At 59.3% G+C, this 15,849-nt stretch carries 16 protein-coding genes; 8 read left to right on the top strand and 8 right to left on the bottom strand.

Translation table 11 applies throughout. From position 1 onward, the window contains the following. Window positions 1-101: 101 nt before the first annotated feature. A complete protein-coding gene (locus BLW62_RS08450; protein ID WP_090506666.1) occupies window positions 102-1,001 on the top strand; it encodes a polysaccharide deacetylase family protein in 900 nt (299 codons plus the stop codon). Window positions 1,002-1,016: 15 nt separating this feature from the next. Here BLW62_RS08450 and BLW62_RS08445 read toward each other — a convergent pair whose 3' ends face one another. After that, window positions 1,017-1,994 (bottom strand): asparaginase, encoded by a 978-nt coding sequence (locus BLW62_RS08445; protein WP_090506665.1) that lies wholly within the window; start codon window positions 1,992-1,994, stop codon window positions 1,017-1,019. Between the two features lie 202 nt (window positions 1,995-2,196). Between BLW62_RS08445 and BLW62_RS08440 the strand changes: the two genes are divergently transcribed. From BLW62_RS08440 to BLW62_RS18295, 3 genes are all read left to right on the top strand, one after another. After that, the gene (locus BLW62_RS08440) at window positions 2,197-2,520 is read left to right on the top strand and encodes a hypothetical protein (RefSeq protein ID WP_090506664.1); all 324 of its coding nucleotides are present in this window, start codon (window positions 2,197-2,199) and stop codon (window positions 2,518-2,520) included. Between the two features lie 287 nt (window positions 2,521-2,807). Next, window positions 2,808-2,948: a hypothetical protein gene (locus tag BLW62_RS18655; protein ID WP_175459719.1), complete on the top strand. Its 141-nt coding sequence runs from the start codon at window positions 2,808-2,810 to the stop codon at window positions 2,946-2,948. A 189-nt stretch (window positions 2,949-3,137) separates the two neighbouring features. Continuing rightward, a complete protein-coding gene (locus BLW62_RS18295; protein ID WP_139305393.1) occupies window positions 3,138-3,335 on the top strand; it encodes a hypothetical protein in 198 nt (65 codons plus the stop codon). 83 nt (window positions 3,336-3,418) lie between these two features. Here the strand turns inward: BLW62_RS18295 and BLW62_RS08435 are convergent, their stop codons facing one another. Continuing rightward, on the bottom strand, window positions 3,419-4,597 hold the full coding sequence (locus tag BLW62_RS08435) for a redox-regulated ATPase YchF (RefSeq protein ID WP_090506663.1): 1,179 nt from the start codon (window positions 4,595-4,597) through the stop codon (window positions 3,419-3,421). 156 nt (window positions 4,598-4,753) lie between these two features. On the opposite strand from BLW62_RS08435, the gene BLW62_RS08430 reads away from it, so the two are divergent. Next, entirely contained in the window at window positions 4,754-5,164 is a 411-nt protein-coding gene (locus BLW62_RS08430) for a DUF2267 domain-containing protein (protein WP_090506662.1), read from the top strand. 143 nt (window positions 5,165-5,307) lie between these two features. Here the strand turns inward: BLW62_RS08430 and BLW62_RS08425 are convergent, their stop codons facing one another. Beyond that, a complete protein-coding gene (locus BLW62_RS08425) occupies window positions 5,308-6,039 on the bottom strand; it encodes a GNAT family N-acetyltransferase (protein WP_090506661.1) in 732 nt (243 codons plus the stop codon). A 239-nt stretch (window positions 6,040-6,278) separates the two neighbouring features. Between BLW62_RS08425 and BLW62_RS08420 the strand changes: the two genes are divergently transcribed. Continuing rightward, window positions 6,279-6,734 (top strand): hypothetical protein, encoded by a 456-nt coding sequence (locus BLW62_RS08420; protein WP_090506660.1) that lies wholly within the window; start codon window positions 6,279-6,281, stop codon window positions 6,732-6,734. A gap of 49 nt (window positions 6,735-6,783) precedes the next feature. Here BLW62_RS08420 and BLW62_RS08415 read toward each other — a convergent pair whose 3' ends face one another. The 4 genes from BLW62_RS08415 to BLW62_RS08400 form a co-directional block, all read right to left on the bottom strand. Next, complete coding sequence (locus BLW62_RS08415; protein ID WP_245726697.1) at window positions 6,784-7,365, bottom strand: DUF7344 domain-containing protein; 582 nt, start codon at window positions 7,363-7,365, stop codon at window positions 6,784-6,786. 494 nt (window positions 7,366-7,859) lie between these two features. After that, on the bottom strand, window positions 7,860-8,552 hold the full coding sequence (locus tag BLW62_RS08410) for a helix-turn-helix domain-containing protein (RefSeq protein ID WP_090506659.1): 693 nt from the start codon (window positions 8,550-8,552) through the stop codon (window positions 7,860-7,862). A 392-nt stretch (window positions 8,553-8,944) separates the two neighbouring features. Beyond that, a complete protein-coding gene (locus BLW62_RS08405; protein ID WP_090506658.1) occupies window positions 8,945-11,287 on the bottom strand; it encodes a catalase in 2,343 nt (780 codons plus the stop codon). 175 nt (window positions 11,288-11,462) lie between these two features. After that, window positions 11,463-11,858, bottom strand: a complete 396-nt coding sequence (locus tag BLW62_RS08400; RefSeq protein WP_090506657.1) for an SPW repeat domain-containing protein — start codon at window positions 11,856-11,858, stop codon at window positions 11,463-11,465. A 216-nt stretch (window positions 11,859-12,074) separates the two neighbouring features. On the opposite strand from BLW62_RS08400, the gene BLW62_RS08395 reads away from it, so the two are divergent. Together BLW62_RS08395 and BLW62_RS18650 are read left to right on the top strand one after the other, a co-directional pair. Then, on the top strand, window positions 12,075-12,530 hold the full coding sequence (locus BLW62_RS08395) for a response regulator (protein WP_245726696.1): 456 nt from the start codon (window positions 12,075-12,077) through the stop codon (window positions 12,528-12,530). Between the two features lie 104 nt (window positions 12,531-12,634). Next, window positions 12,635-12,793, top strand: coding sequence for a hypothetical protein (locus BLW62_RS18650; RefSeq protein WP_175459718.1), 159 nt, complete (start codon window positions 12,635-12,637; stop codon window positions 12,791-12,793). A 347-nt stretch (window positions 12,794-13,140) separates the two neighbouring features. On the opposite strand, the gene BLW62_RS08390 is transcribed toward BLW62_RS18650, so the two are convergent. Further along, entirely contained in the window at window positions 13,141-15,615 is a 2,475-nt protein-coding gene (locus BLW62_RS08390; protein WP_175459717.1) for a PAS domain-containing sensor histidine kinase, read from the bottom strand. Window positions 15,616-15,849 lie beyond the last annotated feature (234 nt).

The following is a 15,849-nucleotide window of genomic DNA, read 5'->3' as shown; positions in this document are numbered from 1 at the left end:
CTCGAGAACGCTCGTCCGCGGAAATCGATCAACTCGTGTTACGGTCACGAACGGCCGTAACGAACCTCTTTACCGCGTCTTGTGGAATCGTTTGCTGAACCATGGGAACAGTTGACGTTGCCATCGGCGTCGACGCGGACTGCGTCGCCGGCTGGCTCGGCTCGTACGGCGGAGAAGACTCTCCTGCGGACCTCTCTCGAGGCCTCGCGGCCGGAAACGAAGGCATCCCGCGGATGCTCGCCCTGTTCGACGAACAGGATATCGACACGTCGTGGTACGTCCCCGGGCACACCATCGATACCTTCCGAGACGAAATCGAAGCCGTCGCGGCGGACGGTCACGAACTCGGGGTCCACGGCTACTCCCACGAGAACCCGACTGACCTCGAGCGAGAACAAGAAGACGAGATTCTCGAGGTGTCGATCGATCTTATCGAGGACGTAACGGGCTCGGAGCCAGTCGGCCACCGCGCGAGTTGGTGGGAGTTCAGCGAGAACACGCCGGATCTTGTCGAGAAACACGGCTTTCTCTACGACAGCAGCCTGATGGAACGGATGTTCGAACCCGGCTGGATGCGAAAGGGCGATAGTTGGGAGAAAATCGACTACGACAAGGACCCACAGACGTGGATGGAGCCCTACCAGTACGGCGAGGAGACCGACATCGTCGAGATTCCGATTAGCTGGTATCGCGACGACATCCCGCCGATGTTGTTCATCAAACAGCCCATCTACCACGCGGGATACAAAGACCCGGAGATGATGTACGAACAGTACTACAAACGCCAGTTCGACTACCTCTACAACCGACGCGGCGCGGGTGTCTACACGTTCACGATTCACCCCGATATCCACGGCCTCCCACACATGATCCCGCTGTTCGAGGAGTTCATCCAGTACGTCAAAAGCCACGAAAACGCACGCTTCGTCACTCTCGAGACCGTCGCCGAGACGTTCAAAGACGACCCGTCGGTCTACGAAAGCGAGAGTCAGTATATCTGAGCGCCCGCTACCCAGTCACGCGTCCGCCTCGAACACCGCCCGAATCGACTCGAGGTCGTCGACGGCCTCGAGCGCGAGTGCGAGTCGAAGCCTTGCCTGCCGCGGCGACCGATCCTCGCCGAAAATTGCCCCGTACTCGCGGAGGCGCTCACCACCGCCGTCGCCCCCGTAGGCTGGCGTGACTCGTCCCTCGAGACACCGCGACGTAACGACGACGGGAACCCCCGACTCGACTGCGTCGCGGACGCCCTCGGCGAGTCCCGGCGTGGCGTTTCCGAGTCCGGTTCCTTCGACGACGAGACCCTCGGCCCCGCACTCGAGGGCGGCCTCGAGTAGCTCACCCGTGACGCCGGTTCCGCTCTTGATCGTGTAGACGGGGCGCTCGAGCGACGTTGCCTCGATCGGGTCCGTCTCGGATCGAGGCGGGCGATGGATCGCGACGCCGTCTCGGTCGACGTGTGCAACCGGCCCCGCATCCGTCGATTGAAACGCGTCGAGTGCGGAGGTATGCGTCTTCGTCACGTACCGCGCACTGTGGATCTCCTCGTCGAACGCGACGAACGTCCCACCCGCGTCACGCTCGCGGAACGCACGGCCGGCCCGAACCGCCGTCAGGAGGTTACTCGGTCCGTCGGGGCTCACCTCGTCGGGTCGGCGCTGTGCCCCCGTCAGAAACACCGGCGTCTCAGGCTGTGTCGTGACGTCGAGGTAATACGCCGTCTCCTCCATCGTGTCCGTCCCGTGTGTGATGACGACGGTATCGACCGCTGAATCGGTGTCCAGCTCTCGGACGCGTTCGCCGATTTCCTCGAGCGTCTCACCGTCCATCTCGAAACTCGGCACCTGTGCGACGTCTTCGATCGTCAACTCCGCGTGGGACTCGAGTTCGGGGACGGCCTCGAGCAGTTCCTCGCCCGTTTGCGTCGGCTTCGGGCCGCCGTCCGAATCGGTGCTCGCGATGGTGCCGCCCGTGGTGAGTACGGTCGTATTCATGCTGTTCCCTCCCACGGTAACGACCGAAAAGGTACCCTACCGAACTCGATATCGGTTACCATACCGTGCAGCTCGTTTTGCGGTCGAGCTATCAGCATTTTTCCTGTGCGGCGATCGGACACGGTCCACAACTGGCGACCCAATCGGCGAGACTCTTCCGAGAGACAGAAGATCCTTATCAGGTTAGCGACACGTTCCGCCAATGAACGTATCGCGCTGGCAGTACCCGTGGATCGCGTTAACCCTCACAGTGATCGGTATCGCACTCGCCAGCCTCTACCTCACCGGCGTTAGCAGCGCAACGGTCTTCGCGGCCCTCATCGCCGGCGGCCTCGGTCTCATCGTCGTCCGTCCGAGACTGTACGCGTATACGATGATCGGAATCGGCGTCTCCTCGGTCGTGTTCGCCGGCGTCCTGATGCTCGGGGACTCGAGTCTGCTTACGGTAGCGGTGCTCACCCTCGTCGGCGTTGGGGCAGTCGTCCGTGGCGTTCACACTCACTTGTTTGTTGACCAAGAGCAGTAGCTTCGAAACTGTCTGTCCTCGTTTACGTCCCTCCACGCATTCTCGAGGTCTGTTTCTTCGAAACCTCGGTGTCCGTTCCGAATCGCTCAATTCCGGTCTCTACCTGATCAGTTCAACAGTCGAGGAAGTGGAACCCGTCGAATACTTTCGTTCTCGTGTGAAAGAGGCCGGCCTCGCGGACAGGATCAAACAGTGGTGCGACGACTGCATTCGTTACGGACTAGACGAACTACCCAGTGACTCGTCTACCCCGAACGATTAATCGCAGTCGGAACGATACATCGGATATGGCGACCGAGGATGGTTTAGAGTCCGAGACTCCACTCGATGAAGTGATGGAGGATATCCGAGGTGAGGTCGTCCGGCGGGTAGCAGCAGCTGACCGGGACGCAAATCGAGACATCTACGACGCGCTCGAAAACGAGTAACACGCGACAGTTCCGATTGTGTCAGTTCGTACTCACGATCTTGATTACTAGTTCTGAGTACACACAGTGTACACAACGTATAAATCGTCTCTCTATCCCGCCGATGCGCATATTCACTCTCGGTCCAAGTTTGGCATCTTTCAGTGTTTCTTGAAAAGTAATTTGAAGATTGGCGTCAGTACTTGACCCATGGAACAAGCGAAACGGTTTGGAGTGGGTGCGGTGATTTTAGGGTTATCAGGTCTTCTCTTTGGTTCTATGGCGATCCTTGATTCAGCAGAATCGACAGGAGTATTCGGATTTGCAGGGATCGCTGTTGGAGTCATGTTACTCGTTATTGGTGTCGGTAAATATCGAGGGTGGGAGAGTTTTTCAACGAATCAGTAATACTACTCGTATGGCCAATACTTGTGCCTCCAGTACAGAACGCTACCCTCGGCGATTGTAGGTAGAAATGTGTGTTTTGTTTGTCAATTAGTACTTACGATCTTGATCACATCACTCTCCTCGAGTTCGTACTCGTCGCTCACTTCCCGACTCGACTTCGCGTCGACGGCGTGGAGGTAGCCGTCGCCGATATCGGAGTGGACGGCGTAGGCGAGGTCAACGGGTGTCGAGCCGTCGGGCAGGAGGAAGGCGTCGGGGAGGACGTTGCCACTGCCGTCGGACCACTTCGCGGCGTCTTCGACGGGGTACGCAGTGAGATACTCGAGTAAGTCGTACACCGCGTAGTTCAGCGCGGACTGGACGCCCGTGCCGTCCCACTCGGCCATCGTCTCTGCGAGTCCCTCGAGCGCTTCACGCTGGGCGTCGCTGACGCCGTCGCCGATCTCGAGGCGTTCGTCGCCGGGATCGTAGTCGACGAGATCGTTATCGGCGGCTCGGCGGAGGGCGAGTTCTCCCTCCGCAGTGGTCGGAATTACGGGCTTATCGAGTTCGAGCAGTTTCTCGACGTTCTCCTGTGGGGCGACGTCGATCTTGTTCGCGGCGACGACGATCGGTTTGGTTCGCTCGCGAACCAGCCGCGCGAGTTCCTCGCGGTGGTCGTCCTCCCACTGGATCGGATCGTCGGGATACTCGAGTTCGCGCAGGACTTTCGCGATCTGCGTCGGTGAGGCTCCAAAGCCCGAGAGCATGTCCGCGAGGACTTCGTCGATGTCGAAATCTGGCGATCGAGACTTTCGCTCGACGGACTCCCAGTTGTCCTCGACGATGCCCGCGAGCCAGAGGTCCATCTCCTCCTCGACGAAGTCGATGTCCTCGAGTGGGTCGTGCTCGCCGATATCGACCGGTTCGCCCTTCTCGTTCGTCCCGCCGGAGGCGTCGATGACGTTGACGATCACGTCCGCGTTGGTCAGTTCGTCGAGGAACTGGTTGCCGAGCCCTTTCCCTTCGTGTGCCCCGGGAACGAGACCGGCGACGTCGAGCAGTTCGATCGGAACGTAGCGCTTGCCATTCTCGCAATTGTCGGCGTTACAGCGCTCCTCGCGCTCGAGGCAGGGACACTCGGTTCGGACGTAGCTGACGCCCCGGTTGGCGTCGATGGTCGTAAACGGATAGTTAGCGACGTCCACCTCGGCCATCGTCGCCGCAGTGTAGAACGTGGACTTGCCGGCGTTTGGCTTTCCGGCAAGCGCAATCGAAAGCATGCCTCCCCGTAGCATCGTCGCTTCAAATTGTCTTTCGATTCCTGTACCCCACAGTGACGATTCGCCGGACGTGTTCTGATCGCTCGCCTCGAGTCGGCCGAGAGCCTTTCACCTGAAGGCTTCAGTCTCTCGTGACGGGCCCGTGAACGTCCGCCCATGCAGTACGATAACTTCATCGGCGAGGTTCAACACCGCGCCCAACTCGACTCTCGAGAGGCCGCACTGAGCATCAGCCGTGCGACGTTGACCACGCTCTCCGAACGAATCCAACCCGGCGAAGCCGAGAACCTCGGCGCGCAACTCCCCGAAGAACTCGGCCGGTTCCTCGAGGTGGTCGACGACGTCGAGCAGTTCGCCTTCGACGAGTTCGTCGACCGCGTCGCCGACCGCGAAGAAGTTGGTGACGACGACCCGGCCGATGCCGCGTTTCACGCCCAGGTCGTCCTCGACGTCGTCGAGGAAGCGGTCAGCGTGGGCGCGCTCGAGGATATCAAAACGCAACTCCCCATGGACGAGGGATACGACGAGCTATTCGAGATTGCAGAGAGCGAAGGGAGTCCGGCGTAACACAATACTTCGAGCAGCGTCCGTTTTCGATAGTCCGGACCGTCCGTGCTCGCGACCGCGCTGGTCGCGCTCCGAGAGAACTCGAGGGTGCCTCGAGAATTGTCTCGAAGTCTTCGACTGGATCGGTTCTGCGTCGCCTTTCCTCACAACTCGAGGGCCATCATCACCTCGTCGGCGTAGTGGCCGTTGAGTTTGTAGTGGTCCTCGCGGACGGCTTCAGTTTCCCAGTCGTGGGCTTCGAGGAACGCGATGGCCTCTTCGTTGCTCGAGGGGACGCTCTGGTAGACGCGTTCGTAGCCGTTCGCGCCAGCCCACTCGAGTCCCCGCGAGAGGAGATGCGAGCCGATTCCGTACCCTTGGTACTCGTCTAAGACGCCGACGGTGAGTTCGGCCGTGTGTGAGAGCTTTTCGAGTTCCGGCGCGTGGAGGTGAACCCAGCCGACGACCTCGTCCTCGACGGTTGCGACGAAGAACATCCGGGACTCGATTTCGTTGTGCCGGAGCAGCGTCTCCTGGTGGTCGATTTCGTCGGCAACGCTCTCGGCTTCGATGTAGGTCTTCTCCTCTGCGACCTGGCGAATCGCACCGACGATCCCCGTGAGGTCTTCCTGTCTGGCCGGCCGGATGTGGAACTCGAGGTCGTCGGAAACGTACTCTTCTTCGGCACCGGCAGCCATCGTTACTCGAAGCGTTCCGTCTTCGCGCTCGAGTCGCCCGTCGCGTTTGAGGATGGCGACGTGATGTCTGAATCCGCTCGGATCGATGGAGAGGTCCTCCTGGACGGTATCGGGTTCGACGGCACCGTGGCGTTCGACGTACTCGTAGATGCGCTTACGGTCGTCGTGGCCGAACTCGAGGGGTTCACTGGATGACATGGTATTAGGTACCACCCAACAATACTTAGTTCTTGGCTGGCTGCCGTTCGTTCATCAGCCAATCGAGAGTAATCTGGAATTTGGATCGGCGAGCCTGTCGTCATCGCTTAATGAAGCAACAGTTGAAGCAGGAGTGGCTTCCGTCCGCAGTCATCAGATCAGCGTGCGTGAGACGCCGGGACGTGTTCGTCCACCAGTGATCCCACCTCGAATACGTCCCGTCGTCTCGCGTCGCTATCATGGTCGGAACGGAACTGCTGGTTGCTGGATGCTCGCTCGCCTTTGCAGTAGTGAGTGGACTCGTTCTCCACGAGTGGCTCCACGCATTCGTGCTCCGCCTCGCCCGAATCGACTACACGATCACGTACGGCCCGGATCGAAAGCGGGGCGTCATCAAGATGTTCACCAGTTGCCCGTGGGCATCGGTCACTCCCTATCCAAGCGGTCGGGAACCTGCCTGGCAGCTTCGGGTTGCTGCACTCTCTCCGCTCTTGCTCGTCGTTCCCGTTCTCGGGATTGCTAGACTCGAGTTTCTCTCGTTCGATTCCCCGATCGTGACGGCGATAACGATCGGCTGGCTCGCGTGTTCGATCCCCAGCCCACAGGATTTCTCGGTCGCATTCTATGCACACGAAATCCTCGAGTCGACAGTTACTCGCGAACCGGATTCACCTCGCCACTCCCACGCTGACTGATCGGTGTCGCGGCGACCCGCCCGTCGTTCGCGTCGGTCACGTTGGTCGTTCAGTCAGTGCCCTCAGTGTGCCACGTCGTGTACGTGTGTACTCCTGCGAGAAGCGCAAACACCGCGAGAATGACAGCCGTAACGCTACTCCACGGAACTGACACCGTGCCGCTGGCGACGACGACGGTGGCAACTCCACAACAACCTACGGTGCCCGCGTAACGAAACGGCCACGGATTACCCGAACTCGAGTTCTCGAGCCCAGTTAGATACGGATCGAACTGCACGAGTGGCGGCTTCGTCCTGATCGTCCCTCGATCCTTGTCGTAGTCGATGATTCCACGCGCATCCAGCTTCGGTAAGTGCGATTGATACAGCGAGATGTAGACGCGCTGGCGTTGATCCGAGTGGAGATTGTCGACGGTCGTCTCGTGTTCCCAGGCGGCGACCTGTTCGGCGAGATCGCTCAACACGACCGGTTCGTCGCTTCGCCGAAGATATCGAAGCACGTCACGACGACGTTGTGTCTGGAGAATGTGATGGATGTCATCGGGCTCGAGAGAAATCTCGTCCTCACCCCCAGAATCGTCTCCTTCGGTGTGTGTGACACTCCCGTGTCCTTCGGCTGCTGTGGGAGTCATTATCAATGAACACTCGCTGATGAGTATGAATAACTACCCCATTTGATCACCGACGCCAGCCGTGAGACTCGAGGTGATTTACTAGTGTGGGCCAAAGGACGGGGCGGGACGTGGCCCACGAACGGTTACGTGACGGTCACACAGCCACGAGTGACCGCCCTGAGTTGAGCACGAGTGATCCACCGGCGCGTTCGTACACTCGGTAGGTAATCGCAGCGTCGGCGTCTGCCGACACTCGATAGTCAGTTCGTTAAATAATAAAGCTATCTACTGCGGCATGTACGACGTAAACTGGATTATTAGTGGACAATCGAATCCACTATCCTGTAATAGTGGACAACGTGGCGATAACACGTATCGCCGGAAACGAAAAGTACCCGGCTGTTCGACTCGAGGTCTGGTCGCGTGTGCCTCGTTACTGATCGACGCTCGTTCGTTCGAAGCGGAGACATTCGAAGCGACGGTACCGAAACTGCGCTCGTTGCACCTCGTGGTCAGAGGTCGATCGGTGTCGGTTGCATTCCGTCGGTCAACTCGGCGCTCACTAACGCCGCGTGACAGCGCCGAAGCCGTTCGGAAAGTGCCTGGTGAGAGACGTCGAGTTCGCCCGCCAGTTCTTTGAGCGTAATCTCTCGTGGAATGTCGAAATAGCCGAGATCGTACGCCGTACAGATCGTTTCGTACTGCGTTTGGGTTAACGGCGTCCGTGCACTTTCGAAATCGTCGATACCAGTCAGTCGCGTCACCTCGACGGCGTAGTCGTACTGTTCGAACAGTGCATAACACTCCGACAGCGCACTCCGATCGTGAAAGAGGAGTTTCACGGACCACGTCCCGTTTTGACCACAGGCCGTCAAAATCGCACCCGCGTTCTCTGCGACGATTTGCTCGAATAACTTCAGTTCGTCACCGAACTCGAGTCTGAACAGCCACTGTTCGCGCTCCCCGAGTCCGTCGTTCGTCTCGGTGTGCTGGTTGCTCCCCGTCAAACTCGCAATAATCGTAAGCGACGGATCCGCCTCGAGTGCGTCCCGAACGCGGCGACGGTTCGGACCCGACACCCAGACGAGGGGCGGTGAATCGCCGATCATCCCACCGATCTGACACTCGAACGTCGGCACTCGATCGAACGTTTGGGCCGCTCCGAGTCGATCCGCAGGTATCTCGAGTTCGACGACTGTCGTCATGATCGAAACCCACCACGATAACCTATAGACGCGTTGGGTTTCCGGTAGCCTTTCCCGCCACCCAATTGCCGTGACTCTCAACTCGCTGTGAGTGTATATTCCCACAACACCAGACTCGAATTAGGGAGGTCTCAGCGTTGTATCGACGTATTCTGGCTGAGTTCACCGAAAGGCTATAATATCAATGCCCGCATACGTTTATCTGGCCGAGCTTGGGACTTGGCTCACAGGGAATACAGGGAGGCGGTGTTCGTTTTCTCCACGGCGAGACGCTGACACGCGAGGTGAGCGCTCGGTGGACCAAACTCGATGCTCGAGCGCGCTGTCCAGTCCAACCGAACGGTAGTGGTACCGAGACGAAACAGAACGCGGTGATGATTCGCGCGTCGAGGTTACGCTGGAACCTCCGCCGGACTTCGCCCCCAGTGACGATGCTGGGCAATCGCATCGACGAAGGCCTCGGCGAAGGCGTCGAGATCGCTGCCGTCGCGACTCGTTACGACGCCCTCGGACGTGACGGTTCCGTCACCGTCACTCGCAATGTCGATATCCGGCAACTCGACTTCCTCGAGTAACTCGGTGCCCTCACCGAGCGCAGCGATCGGTTTGTAGTGCTTGAACGCCTCGGCGACGAAGTGCTTCGGATCGCCCTGTTGGGTTAGCGTGTCGACGCTCTCACTGCCGCCAGGGACGACGACCGCGTCGAAGGAAACCGAGGCCGCCGCGACGTGATGTTGGTCGGCGTCGACCGTCTCGCCGTTCGCCCCGGACTTCTCGCCGAGGTACTTCGAGATGATCTTGACTCGTGCACCCTCGTCTTCGAGGGCGGACTCGAGTTCGCTCACGTGGTCGTCTTCGAATCCGTCGTCGAGGAGGATGGCGATCTTGCGCGTCTCGATCGTGTCCGGCGTCCGGTTTTCCATACTCAGCGACGGATCCTCCCTGTCGTGGTCGGGCATCTCGTCGCCCGGCGAGTCCGGTGGCTCGACGCCGATTCCTTCGGCAACGCGCGTCGCGAACTCGTGGTCGACGTTGTTGAACAGGTCGTAAACCATCCGCTCGCGGATCTCCATGCGGTCGACCTTTCCGAGTTCGAAGTGAGCGGCGTCGACGATGTTCTGTTTCTCGGGCTCGCTCATACTGTTCCAGAACAGTCGGGCCTGATCGAAGTGCTCCTGGAAGCTCTCGCTACGGTTGCGGATCTTCTTCCCGTCGATCTTCTCGTTGTAGTGCTCGTAGCCGCCTTCTTCTTCGGGGACCTCCTGTGGATCGTCGTCGCCGATCGAGTTCGGCTTGTAGGAGACTTTGCCCTCGTTGATTTCTTGGCGCATGAAGCCGGCGCGCTGGTTGTTGTGGCGCTCAGCGAGTGGTCGGTTGATCGGAATCTCGTCCCAGTTCGCGCTTCCGAAACGGTTGAGCTGGGTGTCCTGATAGGAGAACAGCCGTCCCTGGAGGAGCGGGTCGTTCGAGAAGTCGATCCCGGGGACGACGTTGCCGGGGTGGAACGCGACCTGCTCGGTTTCCGCGAAGAAGTTGTCCGGCGTTTCGTTGAGCACCATCTTTCCAATCGGCCGAACTGGAACCTCCGTCTCGGGGACGATCTTGGTCGGATCGAGGATGTCGAAGTCGAACTCCTCGGCTCGCTCTTCGTCGAAGAGCTGAACGCCGAGTTCCCACTCGAGATCGTACCCCTCCTCGATGACGTCGTAGAGCCCCTTCCGGTTGAAATCCGAGTCTTTCCCCCAGAGCTTCGTCGTCTCGTCCCACACGAGCTGGTGGGTGCCGAGCTTTGGCGTCCAGTGGAACTTGACGAACACCGACTCGCCATCGTCGTTGATCAGTCGGAATGTATGGACGCCAAAGCCCTGCATCATCCGATACGCTCGCGGCAACGCCCGCCCCGAGAGCACCCACATGATCATGTGCGTGATTTCGGGTTTCAGCGAAGCGAAGTCCCAGAACGTGTCGTGGGCCGCCGACGCCTGCGGAATCGCGTTGTCGGGCTCAGGTTTGATGGCGTGAACCAGGTCGGGGAACTCCATCGCATCCTGGATGAAAAAGGGCGGCATATTGTTCCCCACGAGGTCCCAGTTACCATCCTCGGTGTAGAACTTCGTCGCGAACCCCCGAACGTCCCGGACGGTGTCCGAGGACCCTCTCGAGCCGACGACGGTCGAGAATCGGGTGAACACTGGCGTCTTCTGGTCGGGATTGGTCAGTACCTTCGCCTTCGTCACGTCCGCGATTTCGTCGTACTCGTCGCCGAGATCGGGGTCCTCGTAGGGCTGATAGTAGCCGTGCGCACCCGTCCCGCGGGCGTGGACGACCCGCTCCGGGATCGACTCGTGGTCGAACTGGGTCATCTTCTCCCGGAAGTGGAAGTCCTCCATCAGCGTCGGGCCCCGCTCGATCGCCTTTAGCGAGTTGTCCGTATCGCTCACCTTGACGCCGTGGTCCGTCGTCAACTCCTCTCCCGACGGATTCTCTCTAACCCCCTCGAGTTGCTCGTCTTTGCTCGTCTCGTCGAGTTCTCCCTCGTGAGCGTCGCTCGTTCCGGGTTGTCCCCCACCTCCGTCTTCGCCTGCACCGTCTGCTCGAGGCTGTGGCGTCTCTTGGGCGTCGCTCGAGTCGAGTTCGGCTTCGTCGTCGACGCTTTCTGCGTTGGTCGATTGCTCGGATGGCGTCTCACCAGAATGCTCCTCCGCTCGGTCGTGGGAATGGTCGTCGGAAGTCATCAGTCAACCGGCGGTCGGGCGTTCGCTGTCCGGTTGACGTCCGAAGGAAGCCCGATTTCCGCCGTGTCAGCCCTTCGACGAACGGGTCCCTAATGGTCGACCTGACATGTGCATGCACCCCGATACGAGGGCGCTCGGCCGGGTTCGATTCGAGTACGGCCATCCCCCCGAACGCTTACGTCTCACTGGCACTCGAGTGCGTCAACTGCCAGCTACCGTAGACGCTGCCGACGGCCAGAAGCGTAACGAGCAACCCGGAAATCACGTTGCTCCAGAGGAGTCGGTCGGCGGTTCCCCCGAGGAGAAACGGTGCGGCGAGGACGACGAGCCCCAACAGTGCGACGAGAATCGGGGCAGCGACCGGGGGCAGCGCTCCACCGTCCGGCCACGCTGCGGTGTACGCAGCGAACGCCGCGATTGCTGTCCCAGCGAGAAAGTTGAGGATAATAATCGAACCCATGCCAGTCAGAACCACGCCGGACCAGAGAATCCAGGCACCGAGCCCAGCAGCGACCCCGGCCGTGCGAACCGGAATCGCCGACTGACTCGTCGTTTCACGCGTGTCGCTCATACCCACGATATGCGAGCGAGCGGTCTAAATTCACACCCAGCATTGTGCCGCCCAGCCACGATTGCGCTAGTATACTAGTCAGTTACGAACCTGGCGTGTCTGACCGTCTCGTGAACACCTGTCGCAGACGAATACCATGGCTGAGAACTATCACGACGAATGACTATCCACGTCGAATACCTACGTAGTTTTATCGTCGTCGTGCTAACCTTCCGTATGGATTCCCGGGAATCGAACATGGATGGAGTGGTCGATATCTTACTCGTCGAGCCAAACCCCGGCGACACGCGACTGTTTAGCGAGAATTTCAAGGACGCAAAGCTCCTGAACACCATCCACTCCGTCTCGAATGGTGAACTAGCCCTCGAATTCGTCCACCAACGAAACGAGTACGAAAACGCCCCGCGACCGGATATCATCCTCCTCGAGCCACAACTTCCGGGAACGAGTGGAATGGATGTCCTCGCCGAATTGAAAGCTGACCACTCTCTCGCCGACATTCCCGTCGTCATCCTCACGAGTTCGGATATGGGCGAGGCGATCGTCAAACGTCACGACCTCGAGGCCGACTGCTACATTCGCAAACCGGTCGCCCCCGAAGAGTTCGTCGAGTTCATCCAGTCGCTCGAGGAATTCTGGTTCGCGATCATCAAGAACCCGGCCGAGGAGTGAGCAGGTCGATCGTTCGCCAGTACCGTGATGCGCTGGCGGGTCGACACTCAACTACCGTTTCAATTTGGCGAGACGCTTTTTCCTCGTTCTCGTGTCCTTCTACTATGGCAACGAAGTCCCCCGTTTACTGTCGACTGTGTGACCAAGCAATGGGTCCTGAAAACACGCTCGAACAGCATTTAGTGCACACGCACGAACAACGAGAACTCGCCAAGCGACTCGTCTCCGAGTGGGAAGCGGAGGAACTTGGCGACACCGGTTGAGTAGGCTGCCACGACTTTCAGTGTCTCTGGGCGTCTGTTCCAACTACGTCTCGAAACGTCCTCTCTCGATCGAGAGAAAGGGGACGACCGGTGTGACAGTGGCACGCTGGTATCCGGTAGACGCCGTTCGGTTCACTGTTGTCAAGTCTCGCCCACGAACCCTGGCGCGGCGACGAACGCGGAGTATTCGGTAGTTCGCCAAATCTCTGCAAGAGACATCCGCTGAATCGGTTCCGTTGATTTGACGACAGCACGATGGCTCTTACGGGTCTCGTTGCATACAGCGCGCCTCTCTCGCAGGACGCCAAATCTTGACTGGAACGGCTCAACGGGTCAGTAGCGTGAATTCACGTATCGTCATCGCTTGTCGCAGGGAGCGTAAACGAGACGGTCGTACCCTCACCCGGTTCAGACTCGATCCAGATGTCGCCGGCGGCAGACTCGCTTCGCGAGCCTGCCGAGCTCGAGTTCGCTTCGCTCGCTCGAACGCCGTGGCGCTCGACGATGCGCTTACAGAGCGCGAGGCCGATCCCCGTTCCAGAGTGCTCGTCCTGCGCATGCAGGCTCTGGAATACGTCGAAGACACGCTCCCTGTCGTCCGGGTCAATACCGATCCCCTCGTCGGTGACTGAGACGATCACCGTAGAACCGTTCCGTACAGCCGAAATATCCACCTGTGGCGGGTCGTCGCTGTACTTGATTGCGTTCGAAAGCAAGTTCTGGAATACCTGGCGTAACTGCCCTGGGTCACCCTCGACACGAGGCAGCGACTCGGCCGTGATTTCGGCATCGCTTTCTTCGATTTTCATCTCGAGGTCCCGGCGAACATCCGCGAGAACGGCATCCAGATCGATCGGCTCGAAGGGATCGCCGCGCCGTTCGACCCGCGAATACTCGAGCAATCCGTCGATCATGTCGTGCATCCGGTCGGCACCGTCGACGGCGAAGTCGATGAACTCCTCACCGCCCTCGTCTAGCTCGTCCGCGTAGCGGTGCTCGATCAACTGAAGATAGCTCGAGATCATCCGAAGGGGCTCTTGTAAGTCGTGTGAGGCTGCGTAGGCGAACTGTTCGAGACGCTCGTTGGATGCCTCGAGTCGCCGCTCGAAGCGCTTGCGTTCGGTGATATCGGCCAGTGCACCGGGGAACGCCACCGGCGTCCCGTCATCGTCGTATTCGATATGACCGCGCGCAACGACCCACCGGAGTTCGCCGTCGTCGTCCCAAACGCGGTATTCTTCTTCGTACTCCTCCCCCGATTCGATGGCGTCCTCGATACTCCGTTCGACCCGCTCGCGATCGTCGTCGTGGATGGCCGAGATGAACTGGTCGAGCGAGACGCCCTCGGTGGCCGCGTCGGGATCGATCCCGTACTTCTTGGCGAAGGAAGCACTGGTAACCATCTGGTCGTCGGGAATATGCCACTCCCACGTCCCGACAGCGCCGGCTTCGGCCGCCGCCTCCAGTCGCTCTTTTGCATCCTCGAGATAGCGCTTGCGTTCGACCCGTTCGGTGACGTCGTTCGCCGCTCCTAACCATCGAGTGAGTTCGCCATCCTCGTTCACGAGCGGTGTGGCACGCAAGACGATCCAGGCTACCGTGCCGTCTTCACGAACGACTCGGTGTTTTAGCTCGAAGCTGCTTTTCGTACGAATGGCTTCGTCGATGGTGTCTTGAACCCGCGGCTGATCTTCAGGCGGAACGTATTTTTCGATCCACGATGACCCTTGCTCGTCGGTGTCAGCGAGGAAATCCGCCCCTTCTAAATTGTGCATCTCACTCCAGTCTGCGTTCGTACTGAACACCACGTCCGACGTGGTGGTGACCAACGCGCGAAATCGTTCTTCGCTCTCGCGTAGCTGTTCGTACGCTTCTCGTTTCGCCTCTTGTAGCAACTCCTGTCCGCGCAGTACGATGTCCGATGCGAGCTGTGAATCCGCCGCCTCTGGATCCTGTAGCAGCTCCTGCTCGCGGTCTGTCTGGAGTTCCTTGACGATCGGAGTGATATCCTCGACGCTATGGACGATGTAGTCGAGTTCGCCAGTCGTGTCGAACACCGGCGAATTGATCGGATTCCACCAGCGCTCCTCGAACTCGTTGCTGTCGGACGCGCGATCAGGAATCGGATAGTGTGTCACCGGCATGGTGTCCGCTTCCCCGGTCTCCGCTACTCTCTCGAGCGACTCGCGCAGGTTTCCGGCACCCTCGGCCGGATCGTCGGGATTGTTCGGAAAGATTTCGAACAACGTCTTCCCCATAATCTCCGCCCGCTCAGTCATCGTTGCCTCCAGATACGCATCGCTCACGGCCACGATTTCGTAGTCCTCGGGCTGGACGATGAGATAGTTTCCGGGAACGTTCTCGAACAGTCGACGAAAGGTCGCTTCGGTGGCTTCCGTTTCCGTCTGTTCACGTTCGCCAATTTCGCGAACGATCCCGAGTGTTCCGTCCACGGTATCGCCCGAATCGAGTACGTTCACCCGCACTTCACAGCGAATTTGTTCCCCCTCGACGGTCTCCATGGTGAGCTCGAGTACATCGCTTTGGCCGGCGGCATTCGCTCGGAGCTGGTCGATCTCGTGTTCAATTGCCACACTGTCGTCACCGAAGAGCACGGACACGTGCTCGTCGAGCAGTTCCTCACGCGTGTACCCGATTATATCGACGATGGCGTCGTTAACCGAGACGAAGTGGCCGTCGGCGTCGAGTCGATAGACTCCCGCGTCGATCGTATTGATGAGGGCACGATAGTGCTCGAGGGCCTCAGAGTCGTCCATCCCTTCCCAGAACTTCTTTTCAGAACCCTCGGCCCGTTCGCTCATAGACAGATTGAGGCCCTCAGATCGGATAAGTAGCTTGCTTAGACCGCTCCTTGTATTATTCGGCAATTTGAGAACAGCAGTACTATACCGATGACCTCGTCGTCACGTCGTCGAAGTTCGTCACACCACGTGAATTACTGAAGCCTCTCCAGCGTTTGCTCCGGTGTTTTATACGGGATCGCCCGCACGTTGTGGGTTGCGAATTGGTTGGTAGGTACGTGAAGGTCGGAGAGA

It is taken from the genome of Natronorubrum sediminis (assembly GCF_900108095.1).
GTDB classification, from domain to species: Archaea; Halobacteriota; Halobacteria; order Halobacteriales; family Natrialbaceae; genus Natronorubrum; species Natronorubrum sediminis.
This window is presented reverse-complemented; position numbering and strand designations above follow the sequence as displayed.

What these genes read in the sequence shown, in the direction of transcription:
- BLW62_RS08450 (WP_090506666.1), top strand. Translation starts at nt 102, where the DNA reads ATGGGAACAGTTGACGTTGCCATCGGCGTCGACGCGGACTGCGTCGCC.
- BLW62_RS08445 (WP_090506665.1), bottom strand. Translation starts at nt 1,994, where the DNA reads ATGAATACGACCGTACTCACCACGGGCGGCACCATCGCGAGCACCGAT.
- BLW62_RS08440 (WP_090506664.1), top strand. Translation starts at nt 2,197, where the DNA reads ATGAACGTATCGCGCTGGCAGTACCCGTGGATCGCGTTAACCCTCACA.
- BLW62_RS18655 (WP_175459719.1), top strand. Translation starts at nt 2,808, where the DNA reads ATGGCGACCGAGGATGGTTTAGAGTCCGAGACTCCACTCGATGAAGTG.
- BLW62_RS18295 (WP_139305393.1), top strand. Translation starts at nt 3,138, where the DNA reads ATGGAACAAGCGAAACGGTTTGGAGTGGGTGCGGTGATTTTAGGGTTA.
- BLW62_RS08435 (WP_090506663.1), bottom strand. Translation starts at nt 4,597, where the DNA reads ATGCTTTCGATTGCGCTTGCCGGAAAGCCAAACGCCGGCAAGTCCACG.
- BLW62_RS08430 (WP_090506662.1), top strand. Translation starts at nt 4,754, where the DNA reads ATGCAGTACGATAACTTCATCGGCGAGGTTCAACACCGCGCCCAACTC.
- BLW62_RS08425 (WP_090506661.1), bottom strand. Translation starts at nt 6,039, where the DNA reads ATGTCATCCAGTGAACCCCTCGAGTTCGGCCACGACGACCGTAAGCGC.
- BLW62_RS08420 (WP_090506660.1), top strand. Translation starts at nt 6,279, where the DNA reads ATGGTCGGAACGGAACTGCTGGTTGCTGGATGCTCGCTCGCCTTTGCA.
- BLW62_RS08415 (WP_245726697.1), bottom strand. Translation starts at nt 7,365, where the DNA reads ATGACTCCCACAGCAGCCGAAGGACACGGGAGTGTCACACACACCGAA.
- BLW62_RS08410 (WP_090506659.1), bottom strand. Translation starts at nt 8,552, where the DNA reads ATGACGACAGTCGTCGAACTCGAGATACCTGCGGATCGACTCGGAGCG.
- BLW62_RS08405 (WP_090506658.1), bottom strand. Translation starts at nt 11,287, where the DNA reads ATGACTTCCGACGACCATTCCCACGACCGAGCGGAGGAGCATTCTGGT.
- BLW62_RS08400 (WP_090506657.1), bottom strand. Translation starts at nt 11,858, where the DNA reads ATGAGCGACACGCGTGAAACGACGAGTCAGTCGGCGATTCCGGTTCGC.
- BLW62_RS08395 (WP_245726696.1), top strand. Translation starts at nt 12,075, where the DNA reads ATGGATTCCCGGGAATCGAACATGGATGGAGTGGTCGATATCTTACTC.
- BLW62_RS18650 (WP_175459718.1), top strand. Translation starts at nt 12,635, where the DNA reads ATGGCAACGAAGTCCCCCGTTTACTGTCGACTGTGTGACCAAGCAATG.
- BLW62_RS08390 (WP_175459717.1), bottom strand. Translation starts at nt 15,615, where the DNA reads ATGAGCGAACGGGCCGAGGGTTCTGAAAAGAAGTTCTGGGAAGGGATG.